The organism is Sinomonas mesophila (genome assembly GCF_001999765.1).
Taxonomy (GTDB): domain Bacteria; phylum Actinomycetota; class Actinomycetes; order Actinomycetales; family Micrococcaceae; genus Sinomonas; species Sinomonas mesophila.
The window spans coordinates 126774-145773 of record NZ_KV908327.1; the positions used below are offsets into that span (position 1 = coordinate 126774).

The following is a 19000-nucleotide window of genomic DNA, read 5'->3' on the forward strand; positions in this document are numbered from 1 at the left end:
TGCCTCCCTGTCGCCCCGTGCGCTCCCGCGCCCGGCTTCTTCCGCCCGTCCCTGACCGGGCCCACGAGAACTGTCGGAGCCCTTCGGGACGATGAGGAGATGTCCCCCAGGGAGGCGGCAGATGGGTTGAAGCCCGGTGCTCCTCCCACCGTAGGCCACGAGGCCGAAGCTTTCAAACATGTGTTCGACCGAGTCTGGACAAGATTCGAGGGCACCTGCTAAGAAAGTTCCATAATGTTCGAAGATCCGTTCGAAAGACTGCGCTCGGCGATCGGGGTCCTGTTCTCCTTGGGGGCGGGGCGCCAGGCCGGCGCAGGGGAAGGCAGACCATGGCACACGCGATTCCGCCCGTCGCCCCTGTGGCCCGTCATGAGACGGCTCGTCCGCCGCGGCTGCGGCTCACACGCCGGGGCCGCATCGTCCTCATCGTGATCCCGGTGAGCCTGCTCGCCCTCGCCGTGCTCGCGCTGTGGGCGGCCCTCATGGCCCCCGCGCACGCTGGCGCCGAGGCGCTGGCTGGCCCCGGCGACGCCGTGACCGTCACCGTCCGTCCGGGCGAATCCCTGTGGACGATCGCGGCCAGGACCGCCCCCGGCCGGGACCCCCGCGTCACCATCGGCCAGATCCGCGAACTCAACGACCTCGATGGCTCCCGGGTCGTGCCCGGCGAGCAGCTCCTCGTCCCGGTCGCGGGCTGAGCCGTCCGCTCGGTCACGAATGCTGCCGCCTGCGCGCGCTGGCGTAGGCTGGACCGGTGGACGACCAGCTCGAACGTTTGAACCGCCTGCCCCTGCGCGATGACCTGCGCGGCCAGCACCCGTACGGGGCACCGCAGATCGACGTTCCGATCCAGCTCAACGTCAACGAGAACACCTACGGGGTCCCGGCGGACGTCCAGGAGGCGATCGTCGAGGCCGTCCGGGAGGCCGCCGGCGGGCTCAACCGCTATCCGGACCGGGAGTTCACCCAGCTCCGCGAGGCCCTCGCCGAATACCTCGGCCATGGGCTCGGCGCCGACCAGATCTGGGCCGCGAACGGCTCCAACGAGGTCCTCCAGCAGCTCCTCCAGGCCTTCGGCGGCCCCGGCCGCTCGGTGCTGAGCTTCCCCCCGACCTATTCGATGTATCCACTCCTGGCCAGCGGGACCGGCACCGCGTACGTCAAGGGCGAGCGAGAGGCCGACTTCGGCCTCAGCGCCGCCTCGGCCGCCCGCCATGTCCGCGAGCACGCCCCGAGCATCGTCATCCTCTGCTCGCCGAACAACCCCACCGGGACCGCGCTCGGGCTCGACGTCGTCGAGGCCGTCTACGCCGCCGGCGAGCAGAGCCAGACCGTCGTGATCGTGGACGAGGCCTACGCCGAATTCGCCCACGCCGGCACGGCATCCGCCCTGACGCTGCTTCAGGGCCGCCCGCGCCTGATCGTCACGCGCACCATGAGCAAGGCCTTCGCCCTCGCGGGCGCACGCCTCGGCTACCTCGCCGCGGCCCCCGAGGTCATCGACGCCCTGCGCCTCGTCCGCCTCCCGTACCACCTCTCGGCGGTCACGCAGGCCACGGCCCTCGCTGCGCTGCGCCACCGCGGGGCGCTCATGGCCGAGGTCGAGGCGATCAAGCGCCAGCGCGACAGGATCGTCACCGAGCTCACGCGGCTGGGCCTGCGCCCGGCCGCGTCGGACTCGAACTTCGTCTTCGTCGCGGGCTTCGCCGACCCCCGGCGGATCTGGGAGGGCCTCCTCGAGGCGGGCATCATCGTGCGCGACGTCGGCATTCCCGGCAGCCTGCGCATCACCGCCGGCACCGAGGCGGAGACGAGCGCGTTCCTGACCCGGCTCGAGGAGCTCCTCGCCGAGTAGCCGCGCCCGGGCCGGGCCGCGTCGTCGGCGGCCGCAGCGCGCCCGCCGCGCCGGCGGCCCGGAGCAGATGCCTAGAATGGGGAAGACCCCCTCATCCAGTGAAGGACGTAATACCCATGAGCATCGAGCTGCAGACCGCCCTGCCCGCGCAGCGGACGGCGCGGATGGAGCGCACGACGAGCGAGTCGTCGGTCCTCGTCGAGCTGGACCTCGACGGCACCGGCCGCTCCGACATCTCCAGCAGCGTCCCGTTCTACGACCACATGCTCACGGCCCTGTCCAAGCACTCGCTCATCGACCTCACCGTCAAGGCGACGGGCGACACCCACATCGACGTGCACCACACCGTCGAGGACATCGCGATCACGTTCGGCGAGGTCCTCAAGCAGGCCCTCGGCTCCAAGGCCGGCATCCGCCGCTTCGGCGAGGCCACGGTTCCGCTCGATGAGGCGCTCGCGCACGCCGTCGTCGACGTCTCCGGCCGCCCCTACCTCGTGCACGGCGGGGAGCCCGCCGGCCAGGAGTACCACCTCATCGGCGGCCACTTCACGGGCTCGCTCACCCGCCACGTGTTCGAGGCGATCACGCTGCACGCGGGCATCTGCCTGCACATGAACGTCCTCGCCGGGCGGGACCCGCACCACATCGTCGAGGCCCAGTTCAAGGCCTTCGCGCGCGCCCTCCGCGCCGCCGTCGAGCCAGACCCGCGCATCGGCGACGCGATCCCGTCCACGAAGGGCGCCCTGTGAGCGCCGGCCCCGCCGAGGACGCTTTGCCCGAGGCGCCCGCCGACGCGCCGGCCGGCATCGTCGTCGACCCGCACACGCTCGGCGGACCGGCGCCTGACCCCGAGGGCCGGCCGACCGTCGTCGTGCTCGACTACGGCTCCGGCAACGTCCGCTCCGCCGTGCGTGCCCTCGAGCGCGCCGGCGCGGCGGTCACTCTGAGCTCGAGGGCCGAGGACGCGCTCAACGCCGACGGCCTCGTCGTGCCCGGAGTCGGCGCCTTCGCGACCGTCATGGAGGAGCTCAAGGCTGTCGACGGGCCGCGGATCATCGGCCGCCGGGTCGCCGGCGGGCGCCCCGTCCTCGCGATCTGCGTCGGCCTGCAGATCATGTTCGAGCGGGGCATCGAGCACGGCGTCGAGGCCGATGGCCTCGGCGAGTGGCCCGGCACGGTCGAGCTCCTGCCCGCGCCCGTCGTCCCGCACATGGGCTGGAACACCGTCTCGGCCCCGGAGGGGTCCAGGCTCTTCGAGGGCGTCGAGGACGAACGCTTCTACTTCGTCCACTCCTACGGCGTGCAGTCCTGGGAGTTCGAGGTCGCCCAGCCGAAGATGGCCCCGCCGCTCGTGACCTGGAGCGAGCACGGCGCGCGGTTCATCGCCGCCGTCGAGAACGGGCCGCTGTGCGCGACCCAGTTCCACCCCGAGAAGTCCGGCGACGCCGGCGCCCGCCTCCTGCGCAACTGGGTCCGCTCCTTGCGCCCCCACCCCGCGCCGCGGCCGGCCGCAGAGGCGGCCTCCTGACATGTGGTCCGTGCTGCTGTTCGGCCTCGCCGGGCTGCTCGTGGGCGGCGTGGTGTCCTTCCGCCGCCAGGGCCTGCCGCCGTGGACCTGGATCAGCTTCGGCGTGCTCGCCGCCGCGGCGCTGGTCGCCGCCTACCTGCTGACGCTGCCCGCGTGAGGCAGCCCCGACCCGAGAGAGAGAACACCATGAGTGCTGGGGAGTCCGTCCTCGAGCTGCTGCCCGCCGTCGACGTCGTGGACGGCCAGGCCGTCCGCCTCGTCCAGGGCGAGGCCGGGAGCGAGACCAACTACGGCTCGCCGCTCGACGCCGCGCTGGCGTGGCAGGAGGCCGGCGCCGAGTGGGTCCACCTCGTGGACCTCGACGCCGCCTTCGGCCGCGGCGACAACCGCGCCCTGCTCGCCGAGGTCGTCGACAGCCTCTCCCTCAAGGTCGAGCTCTCCGGCGGGCTGCGCGACGACGCCTCGCTCGAGGCGGCCCTCGACCTTGGCGTGGCCCGCGTCAACCTTGGCACCGCGGCGCTCGAGAACCCCGAGTGGACGGCCCGGGCGATCGCCCGCCACGGCGACCGGATCGCCGTCGGCCTCGACGTGCGCGGCACGACCCTCGCCTCGCGCGGCTGGACGCAGGAGGCCGGCAACCTCTGGGACGCGCTCGCCCGGCTCGACGACGCCGGCTGCGCGCGCTACGTCGTGACCGACGTGACCAAGGACGGCACGCTGCGCGGGCCCAACCTCGGGCTCCTGACGCAGATCTGCGAGCGCACCGACCGCCCCGTCGTCGCCTCGGGCGGCATCTCGAGCCTGACGGACCTGCGCGCCCTGCGCGAGCTCGTCCCGCTCGGCGTCGAGGGCGCGATCGTGGGCAAGGCCCTCTACGCCGGCCAGTTCACGCTGCCCGAGGCGCTGGACGTCGCCGGGCGCCGCTGAACATGGCGCACGACGGCGGATCCCCGGGCGGGGAGAAGCAGCGGCGCCTGCCGGGACACATCGCCGCCGCTCTGGCCAGGGCTGGCTCCGGCACGGACTCCGCGGGACAGCCCTGGGCCGGCCGCGACCTCGCGGGGGAGGGCAACCCGCTGCACCAGTTCGACGACGACGACGGCTTGGCCGACGCGGGTGTGACGGCCGCGCTGGGCGCGCTCGCGGCGGGCGAGGGCGACGAGGCCGGCGTCCACCGCGCGCTCGCCTCCGCCCGCGTCTTCGTGGCCGTTGTGGCCTCCCTGGCCGAGGGCGGCCTCGGCGAGCACGGCTTCGCCGAGGACAAAGAGGCGGACATGGCGCTCGTGACGCTCACCGCCCCCGACGGGCGGAAGGCCCTCCCGGCCTTCACGAGCGTCGAGCGGCTCGCCGCGTGGCACGCCGAGGTCCGGCCCGTGGCTGTCCACGCCCCGCGGGCCGCGCTCTCGGCCGTCTCGGAGGGCGCCGAGCTGCTCGTGCTCGACCCGGGGGCAGAGCTCACCTTCGTGCTGCGCCGGCCCGCCGTGTGGGCCCTCGCCCAGCAGCGCCCCTGGACGCCCTCGTACGCCGACCCCGAGCTCGTCGCCGAGGTCGGGCGCGCCGTCGAGGGCCTCGCCCCCGTGCGCGGGGTCGAGATCTCCGTGGGTGCGGGAGTGGCCTCGCGGGATGCCGCGGGCAGGGTCATCGCGGGCGGGGGTCCCGGCCCCGAGCTGAGGCTCACGCTCGCGCTCACACCCGGTTTGCCATCCGAGGCGGTGCGTGAGACCGTGGCAGAGCTCCATGGCCGACTCGCCGGTAGCAAGCGCTTCGCGGAGGCCGTCGACTCGCTCGAGGTCAAGGTCCGCCCGGCGCAGGACTGACCCGCCCCGGCCCCTCCGCCGCAGGGCACGGAGAAGCACGCGCGGCGCATCGCCTCGTAGACGATCCCGCCGACGAGCGAGGCGTGCTCTGCTCGTCATGAGCCTGCTGACGATCCCGATGGGCTTCGCCCACGACACCGTCACGCTCTCCCTCCTCGCCGTCCTGCCCGGGCTCGTGTGCGCCCCGACGCTCTCCGCGGCCTCGGCGCGGTCACGTGCATCGCGGGCCTGGCGGTGCAGGCGGCCCGCCGCGGCCGGGGCGCCGCCGGATCCTGACGGCGCACGACGCCGGGTGGGCACCTGGCGTCGTGCGCCGTCGGGGGTGAAGTGAGGCGGAAGCTGAAGGAAGGGACGCGTCAGTTGACGGGGCCCGTGTACTTCTCTCCCGGGCCCTTGCCAGGCTCGTCGGGGATCAGGGAGGCTTCGCGGAAGGCGAGCTGGAGCGAGCGGAGCCCGTCGCGCAGCGGACCGGCGTGCTGGGAGCCGATCTCCGGCGCGGCGGCGGTGACGAGGCCCGCGAGGGCCGTGATGAGCTTGCGTGCCTCGTCGAGGTCTTTGAGGCCGTCGGCCTCCGGACCCTCCGCGAGGCCGACCTTCACGGCAGCGGCGCTCATGAGGTGCACCGCGGTGGTCGTGATGACCTCGACGGCGGCGACCTCGGCGATGTCGCGCACCTGGGCGCTCACGTCCGGGCCGCCCTCCTGCCCACCCGCGGGGGCGAAGTCGAAGCTGTGGCGGTGCTCGCCGCCGGCGGCCGTGCCGGACGGGGGGTTCGGGCTGGTGCTGCTCATGCTGCTAAGCTTGGCACAGACCGACTGGATGTCGTTATTCCAGCGGTGGACGCCCCCCGACAGCGCACCAGGCCACGTGCCGTGTGCCGTTGCGGGTTTTTGTGCGTTCACCCTGTACACTTGACAGACAGTTTGCAAGCGGAGATCCCTCCCACCTGTCGGCGTCCGGGCCCTGCCCGGGTGAGCTGCCGGGTACTTAGGTTGGCCAGAGGCACATATGCGGCTCTGGGCATCGCGTCCCTGCGGGGCCGCGCTCCTTCCGAGGCCTCCGATTGCACCGGCAATCGGGGGCCTTCCTTGTTGCCGGGGCACGTCCTTGACATACAGGAGCTTGAACATTAGCGATCCACGCATCAATGAGCGAATCCGCGTCCCCGAAGTGCGCCTGGTCGGCCCGGCAGGGGAGCAGGTGGGCATCGTGCGCATCGAGGATGCGCTGCGTCTGGCCGCGGAGTCAGACCTTGATCTCGTTGAGGTAGCACCCCAGGCGAAGCCCCCGGTGTGCAAGCTGATGGACTTCGGCAAGTACAAGTACGAGGCTGCGGTCAAGGCCCGCGAAGCGCGAAAGAACCAGACCAACACGGTCCTGAAGGAGATCCGCTTCCGCCTCAAGATCGACACGCACGACTACGAGACGAAGAAGGGCCACGCGCTCCGCTTCCTCGGTGCGGGCGACAAGGTCAAGGCGATGATCCAGTTCCGCGGCCGTGAGCAGCAGCGCCCAGAGATGGGCATTCGCCTGCTCCAGCGCTTCGCGGAGGACGTCGCCGAGGTTGGCGCCATCGAGTCCGCCCCGCGGATCGACGGCCGCAACATGGTCATGGTGATCGGGCCGCTCAAGAACAAGGCGGAGGCCAAGGCCGAGGCCCGGCGCGCCGCCCAGCGCGCCGCGGACAAGGCGAAGGCCGAGGCCGCGAAGGCGGGCGGCGTGACGGCGGAGAAGGCGCCGATGACGCAGTCGCTCGGCGATGCCATCCCGGCCGAGTTCCTCGCGGCCGCCGCGGCCCGCGAGGAGGCCGTGGCACGGGCTGAGGCCCAGGCCTCCGACGAGGCTACGGCTGAGTCCCAGGCGCCCGCCGAGGCTCCCGCCCCTGCGGCGGACGAGGCCCCTGAGGCTGAGACCCCCGCCCCGGCTGCCGAGGAGGAGGCGCCCGCCGAGGCGGCTCAGCCCAAGCCGGCGCAGGCCGCCAAGCCTGCCGAGGCGCCCAAGCCGGTCCCGGCCCCCGCGCCGTCGGCCGCGCGTCCCGCGGCGCCCAAGCCGGGCACTCCGAAGCCTGCGGCACCCAAGCCCGGTGCGCCCCGCCCGTCCGCGGTCGCGCCGAAGCCTTCTGCTCCGAAGCCGGCGGCCCCGCGGCCGTCCGGACGCAGGGGCAACTAGTCCGACACGGCCCCCGCCGCGGGAACCATGGTTCCCGCGGCGGGCAGGCCAGTCCACCGCCTCCGGCGCAGGCCGGCGGCGGGCAGCAACCAGTCGGCCCGCGCGAGCGGGCCGCCAGAGAGAGCCGCGGCCCCCGGGCCGCGGGTACGTTAGGAGATCGGTTCCCATGCCGAAGATGAAGACCCACAGTGGCGCCAAGAAGCGCTTCAAGCTGACCGGCTCTGGCAAGCTCAAGCGCCAGCAGGCCAACCGCCGCCACTACCTCGAGCACAAGCCCACGACCCTGACCCGCCGTCTGGCCGCGGACAAGATCGTCTTCCCGGGCGACGCCAAGGTCATCAAGCGGATGCTGGGCATCTGATTTCTTCCCACTCACCGGCCCTCTGACGGGCCACCACAGCCATCCCGGTCGGGCGAGCAACGCCCGGGTCACTGGGAGAGATCTTTCGAAGGAGTACGCACGTGGCACGTGTGAAGCGGGCAGTCAACGCCCACAAGAAGCGCCGGACCATCCTGGACCGCGCGTCCGGCTACCGGGGTCAGCGCTCGCGCCTGTACCGCAAGGCCAAGGAGCAGCTGCTGCACTCGTTTGTGTACAGCTACCAGGACCGCCACAAGAAGAAGGGCGACTTCCGCCGCCTCTGGATCCAGCGCATCAACGCTGCGTCCCGCGCCAACGGCCTGACCTACAACCGCCTCATCCAGGGCCTCAAGGCCGCCGAGGTCGAGGTTGACCGCCGCATGCTCGCCGAGCTCGCCGTCTCGGACGCCACGGCGTTCTCGGCCCTGGTCGAGGTCGCCAAGAACGCCCTCCCGGCCGACGTCAACGCCCCCGCCAAGGCCGCGAAGTAGCAGACCGCGCGGTCGCCGCGCCGTCACTCCCGGGACGCCCGTGCAGCAGCGCTGCGCGGGCGTCCTGCTGTCTGCGCCCGTCCCGCCCTCCCCACTAGAGTTGGTCCGTGACACCGAGCGAGACCATGACCAATCCCCGCGCCGACAGGGTGCGCGACGTCGCCAAGCTCGCGGGCCGCTCGGCGCGCGCCCGCCGCCGCCAGTTCCTCGCCGAGGGGCCCCAGGCCGTGCGCGAGGCCCTGCGCCTCGACGCCACCCGGCGGGGCTCGGGCAGTGAGCCGGTCGTGGACGAGCTCTACGCGAGCGAGGCCTGCCTCGAGCGCTACCCCGAGATCGCGGACCTCGCCGAGGCCACGGGCCGCCTGAGGCGCGCGGACGACGCCGTGCTGGCCGCCATGGCCGACACGGTGAACCCGCAGGGGATCGTGGCCGTGTGCCGGATGCTCGACGTCCCCCTCGGGGACGTCCTCGGCCGGCGCCCCCGGCTCCTCGCGGCGATGTGCCGCGTCCAAGACCCCGGCAACGCCGGCACGATCCTGCGCGCGGCGGACTCCGCCGGCGCGGATGCCGTCGTCCTGACCGCCTCGAGCGTCGACATCTACAACCCCAAGGCCGTGCGCAGCACCGCCGGCTCCCTCTTCCACGTCCCCGTCGTCCTCGGCGTCACCGCCGAGGAGCTCGCCGGGGCCGCCCGGTCCGCGGGCCTCGGGATCCTCGCGGCCGACGGCGAGGGCACACTCGACCTCGACGCCCTCCAAGACGAGTCGGCCGCCCGCAGGGCCGGTGCGGCCGCTCCAACGGGCGCGGGCGCGGGCGCGTACCGGCTCGAGGACCCGACGGCGTGGCTCTTCGGCAACGAGGCGCAGGGCCTCGACGACGCAGAGAAGGCCCTCGCCGACCACCGCGTCGCCGTCCCGCTCTACGGGGCGGCCGAGAGCCTCAACGTCGGCACCGCCGCGACCGTCTGCCTGTACGCGAGCGCGAGGAGCCAGCGCCGCTCGTGAGCTGCCCGCGACAGGCCGCTCCGGGCCGCGTCCAGCCGGAGAACGGGTAGGTTGGTACCGATCACAGACCACGGCGCCTCCAGCGGGCGCCCTGCGGGGAAGGCACTGACCATGGCTGCTGGCGGAGGGACCAAGGCCGTCGTCGCGGCGCTTGCCGCGAACCTGTCCATCGCCGTGATGAAGTTCATCGCGTTCATCCTCACGGCGTCCTCCTCGATGCTCGCCGAGGCCATCCACTCGGTGGCCGACTCCGGCAACCAGATCCTCCTGCTCGTCGGCGGGCAACGGGCCAGGAAGCAGGCCAGCCCCCAGCACCCCTTCGGGTATGGGCGGCAGCGCTACATCTACGCCTTCATCGTCTCGATCGTCCTGTTCAGCGTCGGCGGCCTCTTCGCCCTGTATGAGGCGTGGGAGAAGTTCCAGCACCCGCACGCGATCGAGGGCGTGTGGTGGTGGGTGCCGCTGGCGGTTCTCGTCGGAGCGATCATCGCCGAGATCTTCTCCTTCCGCACGGCGATCATCGAGTCGAACCACGTGCGCGGCTCGCAGTCGTGGGTCGCGTTCGTGCGCAATGCCAAACAGCCCGAGCTCCCGGTGATCCTGCTCGAGGACCTCGGGGCGCTCCTTGGCCTGGTCTTCGCCCTCTTCGGCGTCACGATGACGCTCGTGACCGGCGACGGCGTGTGGGATGCCGCGGGCACGGCCATGATCGGCCTCCTGCTCGTGGTGATTGCCGCGATCCTTGCGGTCGAGACGAGCTCGCTCCTGCTCGGCGAGTCCGCGACGGCGGGGGACATCGCCCGCATCGAGGCGGCGATCCAGTCAGACGGCACGCGCATCATCCACCTGCGCACGATGCACCTCGGCCCCGAGGAGCTCCTCGTCGGCGCCAAGATCAGCGTCGCGCCGGGCGCGAGCGGGGCGGACATCGCGCACTCGATCGACGAGACCGAGGCCCGGATCAGGGCAGAGGTCCCCAGCGCCCGGGTCATCTACCTCGAGCCGGACATCCACCGCGAGGCGGACGTGTAGCGTGCTGTGCCTACGTCGCCGACCGGACCAGGCGCACGACGGCGGCCGCCCACCCGGGCGGCCGCCGTCGTCTTCGTCGGGTGTCAGCCCACCGGGAAGCGCCGCTCGAGCCGGCCGCTCACGACCGTGATCCCGAGGCCCAGGATGGCGAGGACCGCGCCGACATAGGCGGGCGCCGTGAACCCCCAGCCGGCGGCGATGACGACGCCGCCGAGGAACGCCCCGAGCGCGTTGGCCACGTTGAGCGCCGAGTGGCTCAGCGAGGTCGCGAGGGTCGCGGCGCCCGGTGCGGAGTCGAGCAGGCGGGACTGGAGGGCAGGGATGAGGATCGAGCCCGAGCAGCCGACGACGAATGCCATGGCGAGGGCAGCAGGCCACCACGCGGCGGCCAGGCCGTAGACGACCATGACGAGTGCCACCGCGGCGAGGGCGCGATAGATCGTGCCCAGGACCGAGCGGTCCGCGAGGCGCCCGCCGACCATGTTGCCCACGACCATGCCGAGCCCGTAGAGGGCCACGACGAGCGGGATGAGCGACTCGGGGAGCCCGGCGACGAAGGTCATCGTGTGGGCGATGTAGGTGTAGGTCGCGAAGAAGCCGCCGAACCCGACGACCCCGACGGCGAGGGCGAACCAGAGCTGGACGCGGCGCAGGGCCGAGAGCTCGCGCCGGATGCTCGCCTCGGGGTGGGCGGGCTCGAAGGGGACGAACGCGGCGATCATTGCGACGGTCGCGGCGGCGATGACCGCGGTGGCCACGAAGAGGAGTCGCCAGCCGAACGCCTGCCCGATCCAGGTCGCGGCCGGCACGCCGAGGACGTTCGCGATGGTCAGTCCGGACATGACGGTCGCGATGGCCCAGCCGCGCTTGGTCGGGGCCACGAGCGAGGCCGCGATGACGGCCGCCGTGCCGAAGTACGCCCCGTGGGGGAGGCCCGCGGCGAAGCGCGAGGCCATCATCGCGCCGTAGTCGGCGGCGACGAACGAGACGAGGTTGGCCACGGCGTAGAAGCTCATGAGGCCGACTGCGAGCGACTTGCGCGGCAGCCTCGCCCCGACCGCGGCGAGCACGGGGGCACCCACGACGACGCCGAGGGCGTAGGCGGAGATGAGCTGGCCCGCCTCGGGGGTGCTGATCGCGAGGCCGCGCTCGATCTCCTTGAGCAGCCCCATGGTGGCGAACTCGACGGTGCCGATCGCGAAGCCGCCGAGGCCGAGGGCGATCATGGCCCAGAAGAGCGGCTTGGGCGCCAGGCGGGTCGGCTGCGGGGCATTGAGGCGGCTGGGGCCGGGATGGGCGGGCAGCGTCCGGGCAGGCGTGGTCGCGGTGGGCTTGGGTGTGGGCACGGTGGCGTTCCTCGTACGTCGGGTGCTGGAGGGATCTGGGCGCCGCACCGGTGGCGGGCGCGCTGGGGCGAGGATCGCCGTCGGCCCTCGTGCAGTGACAACCCTACGGGACGCCACGGCATTCCCGGGGCAGGTTCAGCGGGGCGGGCGCCCCGGCCTGCCTAGACTGGTCCGGTGGACAACGGGACACCGACAGACAACGGGGCCGCGCCGGTGCAGGTCGTGGGCGGGGCGCTCGTCGACTCGCTCGCGCGCCCCACGCGGCTGCTCGCCGCGCGCAGGACGGCGCCGCCGGCGTTCGCGGGGATGTGGGAGTTCCCGGGCGGCAAGGTCGAGCACGGGGAGGAGCCGACGTCGGCCCTGCACCGCGAGCTGCGCGAGGAGCTCGGCGTGGCCGTCGAGCTGGGCGACGAAGTCCCGGGCCCGACGGCCCACGGGTGGCCGCTCAACGGGCGCGCGGCGATGCGCGTGTGGCTCGCCGAGGTCGTGGACGGCACGCCCGAGGCGCTCGAGGACCACGACGAGCTGCGCTGGGTCGCGCTCGGCCCCGACGCGCTCGCCTCCCTGCCCTGGATCCCGGCCGACTTCCCGATCGTGGACGCGCTCCTGCGCCAGGTCTCCCGGGACGCCTAGGCGCAGCACCGCCTGAACGGGCCCGGCCGCTCAGAACAGCGTCTCCTGGTCGGAGTCCGCGCGCGCCGGGGAGACGGCGGCCGGCCCGGGGGAGGCCGGGCCCGCCGAGCGCACCTCAGGCTGGCGGTGCCCGAAGCCCTGGTTCCGCCCGAACCCGTGCCTGGCCTTTGCCGCCGCGACCCGCTTGCCCAGCCACGTCCTGTACTCCGCGGACGCATACGTCCCGGAGCCGTAGAGCCGGCGGTAGCGGCCCACGAGCCGCGGGTGCGTGCGGGCGAGCCAGCCGAGGAACCATTCCTTGGTGCCCGGGCGCAGGTGGAGCGCTCCCGCTGTCACGCCCGTCGCCCCGGCCGCGGCGAGGGCCGCCATGAGCGCGTCGAGCTGCTCCTCGGAGTCCGTGATCCACGGCAGGATCGGCATCGCCATGACGCCGCACGGCAGTCCCGCGTCGCGCAGTCGCGAGACGAGCCGCAGCCGCGCGGCGGGCGCGGGCGTGCCGGGCTCGAGGGAGGCCTGGAGCTCGGGGTCGAGCAGGGCGAGCGAGATGCCCGTGCCGATGGGGACCTGGGTCCCGGCGGATGTGAGCTGCGGGATGTCGCGGGCGAGCAGCGTGCCCTTCGTGAGGATCGAGAACGGCGTGCCGGAGTCGGCGAGGGCGCGGATGATTCCGGGCATGAGGGCGTAGCGGCCCTCGGCGCGCTGGTATGGGTCGGTGTTGGTGCCGAGCGCGACGTGCTCGCGCCCCCACGAGGGGCGGGAGACCTCGGCCGCGAGGACTTCGGCGACGTTGACCTTGACCACGAGCTGGCTGTCGAAGTCCAGCCCCGCGTCGAGGTCGAGGTACGTGTGCGTCCTGCGCGCGAAGCAGTAGACGCACGCGTGGCTGCAGCCGCGGTACGGGTTGACGGTCCAGCGGAACGGCATGGAGGACGCCGGCGGGACCTTGTTGAGCGCCGATTTGGCGGCGACCTCGTGGAAGGTGATGCCGTGGAACTCCGGCGTCCTGACCGTGCGCAGCGCGCCCGCAAGGGGAAGCAGGGGCGGCTGCGCCGGTGCGGCGCCAGCCTCTCCGGGGAGGGGCTCGGCGACCGTTTGCGTGTTCCATCGCATGCCCAGTATTCGAATCTATCTTCGAATCAGAGTCAAGCCCCCACGCGGCTGGAGCCGGGGGCCATGGGGGTGATCGCCCGCGCGGATGGCGTCACTCCACGAGCTCCCAGGTCACCGACACGGTCGCCGAGACCTCCGCGAGCCCCGCCTCGACGGGCATGGCCTCGGCCGAGGCCGCGAGGGTGACGCGGCGCAGCGGGATCGGCCCGCCGGGCGGCTGCTGCGGGGCCGTGTCGATGCGCACGACGGCGCCGAGCCGGCGCCCTGCGAGCCCCGCGAGCCGCTCGGCGGTCGCGAGCGCGTCCCGCCACGCGGCGTCGTGTGCCGAGGCGAGGGCCGCGGCCGGGTCGGACGCCTCGAGCGAGAGGCTGTGGACCGTCAGGGCGTTGCCGCCGGCGGCGACGAGGGCGTCGAGCAGCGCGCCGACGGCGTCCAGGTCCCGGGCCGTGACCGTCATCGCCGTGGTCGCGGCGTAGCCCACGACGCGCGGGCCCTGTCCCTCCTTCCACACGGTCTCGCTGCGGACGCCGAGCCCGCTCGTCGCGAGGTCCTCGCGCGCGACCCCCGCGCCGAGGGCCGCCTCGACGAGGGCCCGCGCCGTGGCCGAGGCCCGCGTGTACGCCTCGCCGAGCAGCGCCGCGCGCGCCTCCGTGCCGACGTGCACGACGGCGACGTCCGGCGGGGTCTGGGACGTGCCGGTGCCGACGGCGGTCACCGACGGCGCTGTCACGGTGGCTGTCGCGGCAGCCGGGGACACGGCGTCGTTCGACTCGCTCATGCTGTTCATCCTCTTCCTCGTGCTCCTTGTGCTCGGCGGCGGGTCCGCGGCCGGGAGGGCCCGCCGGCCACGGGGGCATACCCGCCGGCCTCGAGGCCGGCGAGGCGTTCGAAGGGGTTGAGCAAGCCGGGGTTGCCCGAGCGGGCCAGCGAGTACGCGGCGCCGGCGGCGTAGAGGGGCAGGAACGGCAGCCCCAGGCAGGCCGCGTACTGGGTCGCGTGCCGTCCCTCGTGGCCGAAGAGCCCGGGGCGGGCGAGGAGCGCGCGTGCGCTCCCGCGCGTGAAGACGACGTTGCCGACGACGAACGCCGCGGCCGGCGGGAGCCGCGACCTCCAGCGCTCGGCGATGAAGAGCCCCTCGGGTCCGCGGCGCAGGCGCGTGCGGCCGGCCGCCGCGAGCGCGAGGCCGAGCGGCGTCGAGAGGTTCAGGGTGTTGAGCACGGCCCGTGCCCGGCTCCCGAGGCGCACAGGGGCATCGTAGCCGTGAACTAGACTTGACGGGTGCCCGAGACAACACCGCCTTCCACCGAGTCTGAGGTTCCCGTGACCGCCCAGAGTGTCCCCGACCCCGTCGACGAGGCAGCCGTCGCCGCCGCCGTCGAGCGCGCCGTCGCGGCGATCGCCGCCGCCGGGGACCTCGAGGGGCTCAAGGCCGCGCGCATCGCGCACACGGGGGAGAAGTCGCCCCTCGCCCTCGCCAACCGCGCCATCGGTTCGCTGCCGAAGGAGTCCAAGGCCGCGGCCGGCAAGATCGTCGGCGGCGCCCGTGGGCGGGTCAACAAGGCCATCGCCGAGCGCCAGGCAGTCCTCGAGGCCGAGAACGACGCGCGCATCCTCGTCGAGGAGACCGTCGACGTCACGGCCGCCCCGCGCCGCCGTCGTGCTGGCGCCCGGCACCCGCTCTCGACCCTCCAGGACCGCGTGAGCGACATCTTCGTCGGCATGGGCTGGGAGATCGCCGAGGGACCCGAGGTCGAGTCCGAGTGGTTCAACTTCGACGCGCTCAACTTCAAGCCCGACCACCCGGCCCGCGAGATGCAGGACACGTTCTTCGTCGAGCCGCCCGAGGCGCACCTGCTCCTGCGCACGCACACGTCCCCCGTGCAGGTGCGCTCGATGCTCGAACGCGAGGTGCCGATCTACGTCCTGTGCCCCGGCAAGGTGTTCCGCACCGACGAGCTCGACGCGACGCACACGCCCGTGTTCCACCAGTTCGAGGGCCTCGCGATCGACAAAGGCCTGTCCATGGCGGACCTGCGCGGGACGCTCGAGCACTTCGCGCGGCAGATGTTCGGCGAGGAGGCCCAGATCCGCCTGCGCCCCAACTTCTTCCCGTTCACGGAGCCGAGCGCCGAGCTCGACATCTGGCACCCGGGCGCCAAGGGCGGCCCGCGCTGGATCGAGTGGGGCGGCTGCGGCATGGTCAACCCGAACGTCCTGCGCGCCGCGGGCATCGACCCCGAGGAGTACTCGGGCTTCGCGTTCGGCATGGGCATCGAGCGCACGCTCATGTTCCGCAACGAGGTCGCCGACATGCACGACATGATCGAGGGCGACGTCCGCTTCAGCGAGCACTTCGGGATGGAGATCTAGTTCAATGCGAATCCCCCTTTCGTGGCTGCGCGAGTACACGCAGCTCCCTGCCGGCGCGAGGGCCGAGGACCTCATGGCCGACCTCGTCAAGGTGGGCCTCGAGGAGGAGGCGGTCCACCGCCCGGCCGACTCGATCAGCGGCCCCGTCGTCGTCGGCCAGGTCCTGAGCCTCGTCAAGGAACCGCAGAGCAACGGCAAGACCATCAACTGGTGCCAGGTCCGGGTCGTTCCCGAGGGCCAGGAGCAGACCCTCACTGGCAAGGGCATCGACCCCTCGGGCGTCCAGGGCATCGTGTGCGGCGCACACAACTTCGCCGAGGGGGACAAGGTCGTCGTGACCCTTCCCGGCGCGACCCTCCCGGGCGGCTTCCACATCTCAGCCCGCAAGACCTATGGGCACGTCTCGGCCGGCATGATCGCCTCCGCGCGCGAGCTCGGCATCGGCGAGGACCACGACGGCATCATCGTCCTGTCCCGCCTCGGCCTCGACCCCGAGCTCGGCACGGACGCCCTCGCGCTCTTCGGCCTGGACGACGAGGCGGCCGAGATCAACGTGACCCCGGACCGCAGCTACTGCTTCTCGATCCGCGGGATCGCCCGCGAGTACTCGCACTCGACCGGCACGCCGTTCACCGACCCGGCCACCCTCGTGACGGCGCCGTCCGCGCCCGAGGGGGGCTACGGCGTCGTGCTGGATGACGCCGCGCCGATCTACAACGTGCCCGGCTGCACGCGCTTCGTGGCGCGCATTGTGCGCGGCGTCGACCCCACGCGCCCCACGCCGCAGTGGATGGTCTCGCGCCTGCGCCTGGCCGGCGTGCGCTCGATCTCGCTGCCGGTGGACGTCTCGAACTACGTCATGTTCGAGCTCGGGCAGCCGACTCACTGCTACGACCTCGCCAAGCTCGACGGCGACATCGTCGTCCGCCGCGCGGCCCCCGGCGAGACGCTCGAGACCCTCGACGGCAAGGTGCGCACCCTCGACGCCGAGGACCTCCTCATCACGGACGCTTCCGGCCCGATCGGCATCGCCGGCGTCATGGGCGGGGCCTCGACCGAGTGCTCTGACACGACGACGGACATCCTCATCGAAGCCGCGAACTTCGACCCGGTCGGGATCGCCCGCTCGCGCCGCCGCCACAAGCTGCCGTCTGAGGCCTCGAAGCGGTTCGAGCGCGGCGTCGACTGGCACGTTGCGTCCGTCGCGGCGCAGCGCGTCGTCGACCTCCTCGTCGACCTCGGCGGCGGGACGGCCGACGACGCCGGCACCGACGTGGGCACGGCCCCGGAGCCCGCGCGCATCCACCTGCCGTCCGGCTTCGTCGCGGAGCGGATCGGCATGGACTTCAGCGACGAGCTCATCGTGCGCTCGCTCGGCGAGCTTGGTGCGGACGTCGAGCCCGAGGGCGAGGGCCTCCGGGTCACCCCGCCGAGCTGGCGCAACGACCTCGAGACCAAGGAGGACCTCTCCGAGGAGGTCGCCCGGCTCGTCGGCTACGACAAGATCCCCGCGACCCTGCCCGTCGCGCCCCCCGGCCGCGGCTACACGCGCGCCCAGCAGCAGCGCCGCCGGCTCGTCCAGGCGCTCGCCGACGCGGGCCTGACCGAGGTGCTCGCGTACCCGTTCGTCTCCCAGACCGCGAACGAGACGTTCGGCACCGCCGAGGCCGGTGCGCCGCGCCCCGCCGTCAGGCTCGCCAACCCGCTGAGCGAGGAGCATGGCTGGCTGCGCACCTCGATCCTTCCGGGCCTCATCGACACCGCCAAGCGCAACCATGGCCGCGGCTTCCGCGACCTGGCGCTCTTCGAGGCCGGCCTCGTCTTCCTCCCGCAGGACGGCGCGCTCGGGACCTCCTCGATCCCGCCGCTCGGCGCCCGTCCCGAGGAGGACGTCCTCGACGCGCTCTACGACGGGCTCCCGCACCAGCCGCTGCACATCGGCGCCGTCCTCACGGGCAAGGACTCGCCCGAGGCCCCGAATCACGCCCCGCGGGCGTGGGACTGGGCCGACGCGATCGACATCGCCCGGCTCGCCGGCGAGGTCCTCGGCGTCGAGATCGTGGTCTCGCAGGGCGCGCACCAGGCGTTCCACCCGGGCCGCGCCGCGCAGCTGTCGCTGCGTTCGGGCGAGACGGTCGGCTACGCGGGGGAGCTGCACCCGAAGCTCCTCGCCGAGCTGGACATGCCCGCCCGGTCCGTGGCGGTGGAGCTCGACGCCGACGCGCTGTTCGCCGCGGCGGCCGACGTCGTTGTCGCGAAGCACATCTCGACGTTCCCGCTCGCGACCCAGGACGTCGCGCTCGTGGTCGACGCCGGGGTCCCGGCGGACGCCGTCAAGGACGCCCTGCGCGAGGGCGCGGGCGAGCTCCTCGAGGACGTGAGCCTCTTCGACGTCTACACGGGCGCGGGCATCGACGAGGGCAAGAAGTCCCTCGCCTTCGGGCTGCGCTTCCGCGCCGGCGACCGCACCCTCACCGCCGACGAGGCCTCCGAGGCCCGCGCCGGGGCGGTCGCGCTCGCGGCCGAGCGGTTCGGCGCCGTCCAGCGCTAGCAGCCATGATCCTGCGGGCAGTGCCGCTCGGTGGCCCCAAGTCCGCGCTGCCCGCAGGCGTCTGCACGCCCGGCGAGCTCGAGCGCGCCCGGGCGATGCTCGATCCCAGGCGACGGCACGCGTTCCTCGCCGGGCGCCTGGCCCTGCGGGCGGTCGTCGCCGAGGCGCTGGGCGCCGACCCGGCGGACCTTCGCCCGGCCTACGCGTGCCCCGAGTGCGGGGTGGGGGAGCACGGCGCGCCGGGCTTCACTCTCGGCGGCGGGAGGCACGACGCCGGGGCGCGTCCACGCGTCAACGTCGCCGCGAGCATGTCCCGGGCGGGCGGCTGGGCCCTCCTAGCCGCCGAGGTGGGGGGGTGTGACCGCGAGGTGGGGGGGTGTGATCGCGAGGTGCGGGGGTGTGATCGCGAGGTGGGGGTCCCCACTGTCGGCGTGGACCTCGCGATGGCCACCGACTTCCGCCACGCCCTGCCGCACGCTGCCTTCTCGGCGGCCGAACTGCGCCTCCTGTCAGGGGCCCGGGACCGGGCGGACGGGGCCGCCCGCCTGTGGGCGCGCAAGGAGGCGCTGCTCAAGGCGCTCGGCACGGGGCTTCGCGGTGACCCGCAGGCCGCCGACACGCTCGACGACGCGCGGATCACCGACCTCGACACAGAGGCCCTCGGCCTCCCTGCCGGGTTCGCCGCCGCCGTCGCACGCGTGCCGGCAGGGTACAGCTAGCAGGCGCCGGGTAC

The 19000-nt window shown here is 73.3% G+C and carries 22 protein-coding genes; 17 read left to right on the forward strand and 5 right to left on the reverse strand.

The window, feature by feature from the left end; all coding sequences use genetic code 11:
• Window positions 1–329: 329 nt before the first annotated feature.
• From BV907_RS08140 to BV907_RS18825, 8 genes are all read left to right on the forward strand, one after another.
• On the forward strand, window positions 330–698 hold the full coding sequence (locus tag BV907_RS08140; protein WP_077489221.1) for a LysM peptidoglycan-binding domain-containing protein: 369 nt from the start codon (window positions 330–332) through the stop codon (window positions 696–698).
• A 56-nt stretch (window positions 699–754) separates the two neighbouring features.
• Window positions 755–1855 (forward strand): histidinol-phosphate transaminase, encoded by a 1101-nt coding sequence (locus tag BV907_RS08145; protein ID WP_077489222.1) that lies wholly within the window; start codon window positions 755–757, stop codon window positions 1853–1855.
• A gap of 116 nt (window positions 1856–1971) precedes the next feature.
• On the forward strand, window positions 1972–2604 hold the full coding sequence (gene hisB / locus BV907_RS08150) for an imidazoleglycerol-phosphate dehydratase HisB (protein WP_077489223.1): 633 nt from the start codon (window positions 1972–1974) through the stop codon (window positions 2602–2604).
• 56 nt (window positions 2605–2660) lie between these two features.
• Window positions 2661–3383 (forward strand): imidazole glycerol phosphate synthase subunit HisH, encoded by a 723-nt coding sequence (gene hisH / locus BV907_RS08155; RefSeq protein ID WP_077489272.1) that lies wholly within the window; start codon window positions 2661–2663, stop codon window positions 3381–3383.
• Between the two features lies 1 nt (window position 3384).
• Window positions 3385–3540, forward strand: coding sequence for a hypothetical protein (locus BV907_RS18820; protein WP_175637412.1), 156 nt, complete (start codon window positions 3385–3387; stop codon window positions 3538–3540).
• A gap of 29 nt (window positions 3541–3569) precedes the next feature.
• Window positions 3570–4310, forward strand: a complete 741-nt coding sequence (priA, locus tag BV907_RS08160; protein ID WP_077489224.1) for a bifunctional 1-(5-phosphoribosyl)-5-((5-phosphoribosylamino)methylideneamino)imidazole-4-carboxamide isomerase/phosphoribosylanthranilate isomerase PriA — start codon at window positions 3570–3572, stop codon at window positions 4308–4310.
• Between the two features lie 2 nt (window positions 4311–4312).
• Window positions 4313–5200 (forward strand): SseB family protein, encoded by an 888-nt coding sequence (locus BV907_RS08165; RefSeq protein ID WP_077489225.1) that lies wholly within the window; start codon window positions 4313–4315, stop codon window positions 5198–5200.
• A gap of 97 nt (window positions 5201–5297) precedes the next feature.
• Window positions 5298–5531 (forward strand): hypothetical protein, encoded by a 234-nt coding sequence (locus tag BV907_RS18825; protein WP_175637408.1) that lies wholly within the window; start codon window positions 5298–5300, stop codon window positions 5529–5531.
• A 25-nt stretch (window positions 5532–5556) separates the two neighbouring features.
• Here BV907_RS18825 and BV907_RS08175 read toward each other — a convergent pair whose 3' ends face one another.
• Window positions 5557–5991 (reverse strand): DUF1844 domain-containing protein, encoded by a 435-nt coding sequence (locus tag BV907_RS08175; RefSeq protein WP_077489227.1) that lies wholly within the window; start codon window positions 5989–5991, stop codon window positions 5557–5559.
• A gap of 331 nt (window positions 5992–6322) precedes the next feature.
• Here BV907_RS08175 and infC point away from each other — a divergent pair, with 331 nt between their 5' ends.
• The 5 genes from infC to BV907_RS08200 all read left to right on the forward strand — a co-directional run bounded on the left by infC (window position 6323) and on the right by BV907_RS08200 (window position 10257).
• Window positions 6323–7369 (forward strand): translation initiation factor IF-3, encoded by a 1047-nt coding sequence (gene infC / locus BV907_RS19580; RefSeq protein WP_281250854.1) that lies wholly within the window; start codon window positions 6323–6325, stop codon window positions 7367–7369.
• Between the two features lie 166 nt (window positions 7370–7535).
• Window positions 7536–7730: a 50S ribosomal protein L35 gene (gene rpmI, locus BV907_RS08185; RefSeq protein WP_077489229.1), complete on the forward strand. Its 195-nt coding sequence runs from the start codon at window positions 7536–7538 to the stop codon at window positions 7728–7730.
• Between the two features lie 101 nt (window positions 7731–7831).
• Complete coding sequence (gene rplT, locus BV907_RS08190) at window positions 7832–8221, forward strand: 50S ribosomal protein L20 (RefSeq protein WP_077489230.1); 390 nt, start codon at window positions 7832–7834, stop codon at window positions 8219–8221.
• A 125-nt stretch (window positions 8222–8346) separates the two neighbouring features.
• Window positions 8347–9225 carry a TrmH family RNA methyltransferase gene (locus BV907_RS08195; RefSeq protein ID WP_077489273.1) on the forward strand — a complete coding sequence of 293 codons (879 nt, stop codon included), beginning with the start codon at window positions 8347–8349 and terminating at the stop codon, window positions 9223–9225.
• 111 nt (window positions 9226–9336) lie between these two features.
• On the forward strand, window positions 9337–10257 hold the full coding sequence (locus tag BV907_RS08200) for a cation diffusion facilitator family transporter (protein ID WP_077489231.1): 921 nt from the start codon (window positions 9337–9339) through the stop codon (window positions 10255–10257).
• 83 nt (window positions 10258–10340) lie between these two features.
• Here BV907_RS08200 and BV907_RS08205 read toward each other — a convergent pair whose 3' ends face one another.
• Window positions 10341–11483, reverse strand: coding sequence for an MFS transporter (locus tag BV907_RS08205; RefSeq protein WP_077489274.1), 1143 nt, complete (start codon window positions 11481–11483; stop codon window positions 10341–10343).
• A 294-nt stretch (window positions 11484–11777) separates the two neighbouring features.
• Here BV907_RS08205 and BV907_RS08210 point away from each other — a divergent pair, with 294 nt between their 5' ends.
• Window positions 11778–12236 carry a (deoxy)nucleoside triphosphate pyrophosphohydrolase gene (locus BV907_RS08210; RefSeq protein ID WP_245827854.1) on the forward strand — a complete coding sequence of 153 codons (459 nt, stop codon included), beginning with the start codon at window positions 11778–11780 and terminating at the stop codon, window positions 12234–12236.
• A 30-nt stretch (window positions 12237–12266) separates the two neighbouring features.
• Here BV907_RS08210 and BV907_RS08215 read toward each other — a convergent pair whose 3' ends face one another.
• The 3 genes from BV907_RS08215 to BV907_RS08225 form a co-directional block, all read right to left on the reverse strand.
• Window positions 12267–13346, reverse strand: a complete 1080-nt coding sequence (locus BV907_RS08215) for an Rv2578c family radical SAM protein (RefSeq protein ID WP_077489232.1) — start codon at window positions 13344–13346, stop codon at window positions 12267–12269.
• A gap of 91 nt (window positions 13347–13437) precedes the next feature.
• Entirely contained in the window at window positions 13438–14124 is a 687-nt protein-coding gene (locus BV907_RS08220) for an SIMPL domain-containing protein (protein WP_175637413.1), read from the reverse strand.
• Between the two features lie 5 nt (window positions 14125–14129).
• Complete coding sequence (locus tag BV907_RS08225; protein ID WP_077489234.1) at window positions 14130–14591, reverse strand: hypothetical protein; 462 nt, start codon at window positions 14589–14591, stop codon at window positions 14130–14132.
• A 75-nt stretch (window positions 14592–14666) separates the two neighbouring features.
• Here BV907_RS08225 and pheS point away from each other — a divergent pair, with 75 nt between their 5' ends.
• From pheS to BV907_RS08240, 3 genes are read left to right on the forward strand one after another with little or no spacing between them, the layout of a single operon-like run.
• Window positions 14667–15716 (forward strand): phenylalanine--tRNA ligase subunit alpha, encoded by a 1050-nt coding sequence (gene pheS / locus BV907_RS08230; protein WP_139346666.1) that lies wholly within the window; start codon window positions 14667–14669, stop codon window positions 15714–15716.
• Window positions 15717–15720: 4 nt separating this feature from the next.
• Window positions 15721–18267, forward strand: a complete 2547-nt coding sequence (gene pheT / locus BV907_RS08235; protein WP_077489236.1) for a phenylalanine--tRNA ligase subunit beta — start codon at window positions 15721–15723, stop codon at window positions 18265–18267.
• Window positions 18268–18272: 5 nt separating this feature from the next.
• On the forward strand, window positions 18273–18986 hold the full coding sequence (locus BV907_RS08240) for a 4'-phosphopantetheinyl transferase family protein (RefSeq protein WP_139346667.1): 714 nt from the start codon (window positions 18273–18275) through the stop codon (window positions 18984–18986).
• The last annotated feature ends 14 nt before the right edge of the window (window positions 18987–19000 follow it).

Excerpts from the sequence above, each read along its gene's own strand:
- BV907_RS08140 (WP_077489221.1), top strand. The coding sequence starts at position 330 with ATGGCACACGCGATTCCGCCCGTCGCCCCTGTGGCCCGTCATGAGACG.
- hisB (WP_077489223.1), top strand. The coding sequence starts at position 1,972 with ATGAGCATCGAGCTGCAGACCGCCCTGCCCGCGCAGCGGACGGCGCGG.
- BV907_RS18820 (WP_175637412.1), top strand. The coding sequence starts at position 3,385 with ATGTGGTCCGTGCTGCTGTTCGGCCTCGCCGGGCTGCTCGTGGGCGGC.
- priA (WP_077489224.1), top strand. The coding sequence starts at position 3,570 with ATGAGTGCTGGGGAGTCCGTCCTCGAGCTGCTGCCCGCCGTCGACGTC.
- BV907_RS08165 (WP_077489225.1), top strand. The coding sequence starts at position 4,313 with ATGGCGCACGACGGCGGATCCCCGGGCGGGGAGAAGCAGCGGCGCCTG.
- BV907_RS18825 (WP_175637408.1), top strand. The coding sequence starts at position 5,298 with ATGAGCCTGCTGACGATCCCGATGGGCTTCGCCCACGACACCGTCACG.
- BV907_RS08175 (WP_077489227.1), bottom strand. The coding sequence starts at position 5,991 with ATGAGCAGCACCAGCCCGAACCCCCCGTCCGGCACGGCCGCCGGCGGC.
- rpmI (WP_077489229.1), top strand. The coding sequence starts at position 7,536 with ATGCCGAAGATGAAGACCCACAGTGGCGCCAAGAAGCGCTTCAAGCTG.
- BV907_RS08195 (WP_077489273.1), top strand. The coding sequence starts at position 8,347 with ATGACCAATCCCCGCGCCGACAGGGTGCGCGACGTCGCCAAGCTCGCG.
- BV907_RS08200 (WP_077489231.1), top strand. The coding sequence starts at position 9,337 with ATGGCTGCTGGCGGAGGGACCAAGGCCGTCGTCGCGGCGCTTGCCGCG.
- BV907_RS08205 (WP_077489274.1), bottom strand. The coding sequence starts at position 11,483 with ATGATCGCCCTCGGCCTCGGCGGCTTCGCGATCGGCACCGTCGAGTTC.
- BV907_RS08215 (WP_077489232.1), bottom strand. The coding sequence starts at position 13,346 with ATGCGATGGAACACGCAAACGGTCGCCGAGCCCCTCCCCGGAGAGGCT.
- BV907_RS08220 (WP_175637413.1), bottom strand. The coding sequence starts at position 14,124 with ATGAGCGAGTCGAACGACGCCGTGTCCCCGGCTGCCGCGACAGCCACC.
- pheT (WP_077489236.1), top strand. The coding sequence starts at position 15,721 with ATGCGAATCCCCCTTTCGTGGCTGCGCGAGTACACGCAGCTCCCTGCC.
- BV907_RS08240 (WP_139346667.1), top strand. The coding sequence starts at position 18,273 with ATGATCCTGCGGGCAGTGCCGCTCGGTGGCCCCAAGTCCGCGCTGCCC.